Origin of the sequence: Paenibacillus ihuae, from assembly GCF_001368795.1 — a bacterium.
In the GTDB taxonomy this organism is placed as follows: Bacteria; Bacillota; Bacilli; order Paenibacillales; family Paenibacillaceae; genus Paenibacillus_AQ; species Paenibacillus_AQ ihuae.
In genome coordinates this window covers 4,288,463-4,294,587 of sequence record NZ_LN831198.1, presented here as the reverse complement: position 1 = coordinate 4,294,587, position 6,125 = coordinate 4,288,463, and the positions used below count along the sequence as shown (strand labels likewise).

5 protein-coding genes and 1 tRNA gene are annotated in these 6,125 nt (G+C 49.0%); 5 read left to right on the top strand and 1 reads right to left on the bottom strand.

The features are described from left to right. The first annotated feature begins 38 nt into the window (after positions 1-38). Positions 39-117 (top strand) — tRNA-Leu (locus tag AQR02_RS19695). A gap of 162 nt (positions 118-279) precedes the next feature. Here AQR02_RS19695 and AQR02_RS19690 read toward each other — a convergent pair. Further along, positions 280-1,050, bottom strand: a complete 771-nt coding sequence (locus AQR02_RS19690) for a DeoR/GlpR family DNA-binding transcription regulator (protein ID WP_054941927.1) — start codon at positions 1,048-1,050, stop codon at positions 280-282. Positions 1,051-1,350: 300 nt separating this feature from the next. On the opposite strand from AQR02_RS19690, the gene AQR02_RS19685 reads away from it, so the two are divergent. The 4 genes from AQR02_RS19685 (at position 1,351) to fucU (ending at position 5,853) form a co-directional block, all read left to right on the top strand. Further along, positions 1,351-3,117, top strand: coding sequence for an L-fucose isomerase (locus AQR02_RS19685; protein WP_054941926.1), 1,767 nt, complete (start codon positions 1,351-1,353; stop codon positions 3,115-3,117). 28 nt (positions 3,118-3,145) lie between these two features. After that, on the top strand, positions 3,146-4,582 hold the full coding sequence (locus AQR02_RS19680) for a rhamnulokinase (protein WP_054942181.1): 1,437 nt from the start codon (positions 3,146-3,148) through the stop codon (positions 4,580-4,582). A gap of 29 nt (positions 4,583-4,611) precedes the next feature. Next, the gene (locus AQR02_RS19675; RefSeq protein ID WP_054941925.1) at positions 4,612-5,262 is read left to right on the top strand and encodes a class II aldolase/adducin family protein; all 651 of its coding nucleotides are present in this window, start codon (positions 4,612-4,614) and stop codon (positions 5,260-5,262) included. Between the two features lie 150 nt (positions 5,263-5,412). Beyond that, positions 5,413-5,853: an L-fucose mutarotase gene (fucU, locus tag AQR02_RS19670; RefSeq protein WP_054941924.1), complete on the top strand. Its 441-nt coding sequence runs from the start codon at positions 5,413-5,415 to the stop codon at positions 5,851-5,853. Positions 5,854-6,125: the final 272 nt, after the last annotated feature.

The window sequence follows — 6,125 nt, the reverse complement described above, 5'->3', positions numbered from 1 at the left end:
CAGGGCGCGCCATTATTTTAAATAACATTTAAATTTATGCCGGCGTGGCGGAATGGCAGACGCGCTCGACTCAAAATCGAGTGGGAAACCGTGGAGGTTCGAGTCCTCTCGCCGGTATTATCAGAACAGGCTTACAATTTGCTTTCGGGCGATTTTGTAAGCCTGTTTTTATGTTTATTACAATTACAATGTACCTTTGCCCGACCTCCTGAGTGTACAGACATGGTGGAATGGGGGCTTCTTAGTTTTAGTGCAAGCCCCTTCCTGGTGAAGTGTAGTTTACATGTCAGAACCGTAGAGAACGGATACCTGATATTCATTTAGAAAAGAAATCCATTCCTCCGAAGGCTTCTGATCGGTCACAATGTAATCGACCTTATCAAAGCTGAAGAGCTTGATGAAGGCAATCCGGTCAAACTTGGAATGGTCTACGAGCAGCACGACTTTACTGGCCTGCTTTTGCATTAGAATTTTTAGTTCGCTCTCTTCCTCGTTGGAATCACTGAGGCCTCCCGTCATAGACAGCGCTTTACAGCTGAATAGAGCTACATCCACATTGTACTTTTGTATACTCTGGGAAGCTGTGGGGCCTACGAAGGAGCTGGTTTCAGGCCCTAAAGTACCACCGGTTGAGATCAGCTTGTGGCCGGAATGCTGGAACTCGGACAAAACAGCCAATGAGTTGGTGATTATCGTTAGATTCTGTTTGGCTTCGGTAATTTTGCGTAAGGCTTCAAAAGCTGTTGTACTGGTATCGGTCATCAGACTGTCCCCGTCATTAATCAAGTCCAGCACATTGGCGGCAATAATGCCTTTGGCTTCAAGGTTGATCTGGTGTCTGATTGCATAGGAAGGATCTTCATTGGTATGCGCATTCAAAATGGCGCCGCCGTAATTCTTTTTGGCCAGTCCTTCTTTATCGAGTTTGTCCAGATCGCGCCGGATCGTCTCTTCGGATACCTGGAATTTTTGAGCGAGGTCAGCGACATGCACTTTTTTATGTCTATAAAGCTCGTTAATAATGAGGTCCCGCCGTTCAAATGCCTTCATGTCTAATCCACCCTTAATTAAAATCATTTACTATTCATAGTGTACTACAATTTACAAAGAGGTAGTCAGAAATCATCATAAAACCCACACTATTTTTTAATAATATCACATTAAACCACAAAAACATAAGATCATTATGTGGTTTGTTGTTGACTTCATTGTATTTCGATTCTATTATTAACATGAACTTTATTTAATCAGTCTCAAAGCATAAATGATAGCGCTTCATCCACAGGATTGATTTTTTTTTAAAATGGATTTGCCGCAATATTCAACCACTTAATTTGAGGAGGAACAGCAGTGGCAACAAATTATCCGAAGATTGGTATCCGGCCCACCATTGATGGCAGAAGACGCGGTGTCCGCGAATCGCTGGAAGTCCAAACGATGGGCATGGCGCAGCGTGTGGCCAAATTTCTGGAAGAAAAGCTTTTTTATCCGGATGGTTCTCAAGTAGAGTGTGTTATCGCTGATTCTACAATTGGCGGTGTTAAGGAAGCCGCGGCTGCCGCACAGAAGTTTGCAAGTGAAAATGTTGGAGTGTCTATTACTGTAACCCCGTGCTGGTGTTATGGTTCGGAAACCATGGATATGGATGCCACTATTCCTCATGCAGTATGGGGATTTAATGGAACCGAGCGTCCGGGTGCGGTATATCTGGCTGCGGTACTGTCTGCTTATGCGCAAAAGGGAATTCCGGCTTTCGGGATATACGGTGAGGACGTTCAGGATTCCGGCAGCGAAGAGATTCCGGCGGATGTACAGTCCAAGCTGCTGCAGTTTGCCAAATCTGCTCTGGCAGCAGCCTTGATGAAGGGCAAATCCTATTTGTCTATGGGCTCTGTCTCCATGGGGATCGCGGGTTCGATTGTTAATGAGCAGTTTTTCCAGGAATATTTGGGCATGCGCAATGAGTATGTGGATATGTCTGAATTTGTCCGCCGGTTTGAGGAAGAAATCTATGATCAAGCAGAATTTGAGCACGCGCTGGCCTGGGTCAAGGAGAATTGCCGGATCGGAGCAGATAATAACCCGCCGGAGCTGCAAATCAGCGATGAGGAAAAGGAAAAACAATGGGAGACATGTGTGAAAATGACCCTCATTGCGCGTGACCTCATGGTCGGTAATCCTAAGCTGGCCGAGCTTGGCTTCGAGGAAGAAGCGAACGGGCATAATGCACTTGTCGGCGGCTTTCAGGGCCAGCGGCATTGGACGGATCATTTTCCGAACGGGGATTTCATGGAGACGCTGCTGAACTCCTCCTTTGACTGGAACGGCAGACGCGCACCTTATATTGTGGCAACTGAAAATGACAGCTTGAATGGCGTAACCATGCTGTTCAACTATCTGCTCACGAACACCGCACAAATATTCGCCGATGTCCGCACGTACTGGAGTCCTGCCGCTGTTGAACGTGTAACCGGATATACGCTGGAGGGAGACGCGGCAAACGGACTATTACATCTGATTAACTCCGGCTCCGCGGCGCTGGATGGAACAGGAGAGCAGAGTATTGACGGAAAGCCGGCGATTAAGCCTTTCTGGGAGATTACGGATGAAGAAGCGGATCGCTGTATCGCACAGACCCGCTTCCGCGCTGCATCGCAGGAATATTTCCGGGGAGGAGGCTTCTCTACGGATTATCTGACTAAAGGCGGAATGCCGGTTACGATGGCCCGTCTCAACCTGGTTAAGGGACTCGGTCCTGTACTTCAGCTTGTAGAGGGTTTCACTGTGGAATTGCCCGAAGCTGTTCATAAGACGCTGGATGAACGGACTGATCCGACATGGCCAACGACCTGGTTCGCGCCAAAGCTGACGAATCAGGGCTCATTTAAATCTGTTTACGATGTCATGAACAATTGGGGAGCCAACCATGGGGCAATAAGCTACGGGCATATCGGTGCAGATCTGATAACACTTGCATCTATCCTGCGGATTCCGGTCAGTATGCACAATGTGGAAGAGTCACGTATTTTCAGACCGCGGGTATGGTCATTATTCGGTACAGAGGATCTGGAGAGTGCGGATTACAGAGCCTGCCGGAACTTCGGGCCGCTGTATTAATTCCTCAAATGAAGCAGGTGCGGATAATATGAGCGAGGCTATAAATTTGCTGGCAATGGATCTGGGGGCAAGCTCCGGCAGGGTTATGCTGGGCGTGTATGACGGTGAGAGTATTCACCTGGAAGAAATTCACCGTTTCGCTAATCAGCCGGTACACGCGGGCGGACATTTATACTGGGATGTTCTGAGGATTTTTCACGAAATGAAGCAGGGCATACGGAAAGCCGCTAAGGCTCAGGGTGCATTGACGGCTTTAAGCGTAGATACATGGGGAGTCGATTACGGCTTCATTGACAGCCAAGGACAGCTGCTGTATTCGCCGCACCATTACAGGGATCAGAGAACAGCTGCCAGTGCGGGCATCCTTGAGTCCCTATTGCCGCCGGAAGAACAGTTTCAGCTAACAGGTAACCAATCGGCCAGGATCAATACAGTATATCAACTGTTTGCCGATCTGCGAATCAGCCCTTGGCTAAGAGAGACTGCGGACAAAATGCTGATGATGCCTGACTTGTTCCATTACCTGTTCTCGGGTGTTGGTGTGGCGGAGCAGACGATTTGGAGTACAAGCGGCCTGCTGGCCGCAGGGGGAGCTGGACCTTCCCTGGAGGTACTGAACAGGCTGGGTCTCCCGGTTGACCTGATTCCTGCACTGGTTCCGGCTGGGACAGTCATCGGCCCTGTATTGCCTGCCCTGCAGGAAGAGCTTGGCATCGGTCCGCTCAAGGTGATTGCCGGAGCCTCACATGACACGGCTTCTGCGGTGGCCTCAATCCCCTATATATCCAAACCGGATGCCGCGTTTATCAGCTGTGGAACATGGTCCCTGGTGGGCATGGAGAGTGAGCGGCCTGTAATTACGGAGCTGGCCCGTGAATACGGGTTTACCAATGAAAGCTGCTATGGGGGCAGCAATCGTCTGCTGAAGAATATTACAGGGCTGTGGATTTTGCAGGAAACGCAGCGGTGCTGGGCGGAAGCGGGTGAACCGGTGTCTCATCCTGAGGCTGCCCTGCTTGCACAGAGTGTTCACAGGACAGCGTATGCTGCCCCGGTTATTGATCCGAATGATGCACTCTTCAGTACACCTGGCGATATGCCTGGACGGATAGAGGCGTATTGTACCCGGACCGGGCAGACACCGCCGCGGACAAAGGCAGAGATCATTCTAACGATTCTGAACAGTCTGGCCTTCTCATACGCAGAGACGATTAAAGAGCTGGAAGCGCTAAGCGGACAGAACATCCGCAGAATTCATATGGTCGGCGGCGGGATTCAGAATATTCTTCTTTGCCAGCTTACGGCAGATGCTACCGGCAAGGAAATTGTCGCCGGACCTGTAGAGGCGAGTGCGATCGGGAATATCGCTGTTCAATTAACGGCCTTGGGAGCCGTTCAAACCTCTGAGGTCAGAGAGCTTGTGGCACGTTCCTGTACGCTTTCCAGTTATTATCCGGCTTTATAAATCATCCGTTAAATAAAGGAGAGTAACCAATGAATCATTCGGAAGAGGAATTGCGGCTGCTAATTTGTGATATAGGCAGAAATCTGTTTAACAAGGATTTTATAGCCGCTAATGACGGCAACATATCTGCACGCTTATCGGAAACAGAGATTCTTACTTCACCGACCGGAGTCAGCAAAGGGTATCTAAAGCCGCATATGCTCGTAAAGGTTAATCTGCAGGGGGAGATTCTTGAAGCTGCGGAAGGCTACCGTCCGTCTACTGAAGTGAAAATGCACCTTAAGATTTATAATGAGCTGCCTGAGATGAAAGGTGTAGTTCATGCGCATCCTCCATATGCAACTGCATTTGCCATCAAAGGAGAAAGCCTGGACAAGATGATGATGCCTGAGTCTGTAATTGCCATGGGGGATATTCCGCTGGCAGAGTACGGGACACCTTCGACGGAAGAGATCCCGGATTCACTGATTCCTTTTCTGGGCAAGAAAACAGCAGTCCTGCTGGAGAGCCACGGTGCATTGACTTGGGGCAAGGATGTAATGAGCGCCTACCTGAACATGGAAAGGCTCGAATATACAGCTAAGCTGACGTTTATTACGCGAATGATTAACGGTGAGCGGGAATTGCCCCAGAACCGTATTGATGAGCTGGTTGCTTTAAGGTCATTCTACGGAATGTAGCTTTATTCAATATGGATTGAACATGTAATAAACATTAGGGAATCAAGAAATCTGCAGAAGGGCAGCGGCCGGAAGTCCAAACATTCTCAGGAGTCACGACCATTCCCTTAAATAAAAGATTCACAAGTTCAATTTATATGGAGGAACAACATGCTGAAGAAAATACCGAAGCTCCTGTCCCCCGAACTGGTTCGGGTACTGATGGAGATGGGCCATGGGGATGAGCTTGTGCTGGCGGATGCCAATTATCCGGGGCATGCGCTGCATTCCAGAGTGTTAAGATACGATGGCATCGGGGTTCCCCGGCTGCTTGATGCGATCCTTGAACTGCTTCCCCTGGATCATTATGCGGCGCACCAGGCAGCGTTCATGGCTGTGGTTGAAGGTGACAACACGGTACCGGTGATCTGGTCTACTTATGAAGACATTATCTCCAAACATGATGAGGCGGCAACTATCGAATACGAGGAACGCTTTGCGTTCTATAACCGCTCCAGGCAGAGTTATGCCATTGTAATTACGGGTGAAGAGGCATTATACGGAAATATAATCATCAAAAAAGGTGTTATCAAACCGGAGGATCACAACTGAGGATTATTTTGGGCAAGCAGCAGGGATATCCAGGTGAAAAGAAATAACACGCGGATAGCGGATTAAAAAAGGGAGGTTACAGAAGCCGGAGGCTGCTGCGACGTCCCTTATTTTTATAAATATGTGTACTCACCAGAGAGTGCTTTGGCTACGCCAGCTCTATCACTGCCATCTGGTGATTCTCCAGATAAGGAACGGTATAAGAGAGCTCGCCCTCCTGGCCTGCCGTAAACGGCAGCTCTGTCATTGACGGGGCAAGATAGACACGCTGG

What these genes read in the sequence shown, in the direction of transcription:
- AQR02_RS19690 (WP_054941927.1), bottom strand. Translation starts at nt 1,050, where the DNA reads ATGAAGGCATTTGAACGGCGGGACCTCATTATTAACGAGCTTTATAGA.
- fucU (WP_054941924.1), top strand. Translation starts at nt 5,413, where the DNA reads ATGCTGAAGAAAATACCGAAGCTCCTGTCCCCCGAACTGGTTCGGGTA.
- AQR02_RS19675 (WP_054941925.1), top strand. Translation starts at nt 4,612, where the DNA reads ATGAATCATTCGGAAGAGGAATTGCGGCTGCTAATTTGTGATATAGGC.
- AQR02_RS19680 (WP_054942181.1), top strand. Translation starts at nt 3,146, where the DNA reads ATGAGCGAGGCTATAAATTTGCTGGCAATGGATCTGGGGGCAAGCTCC.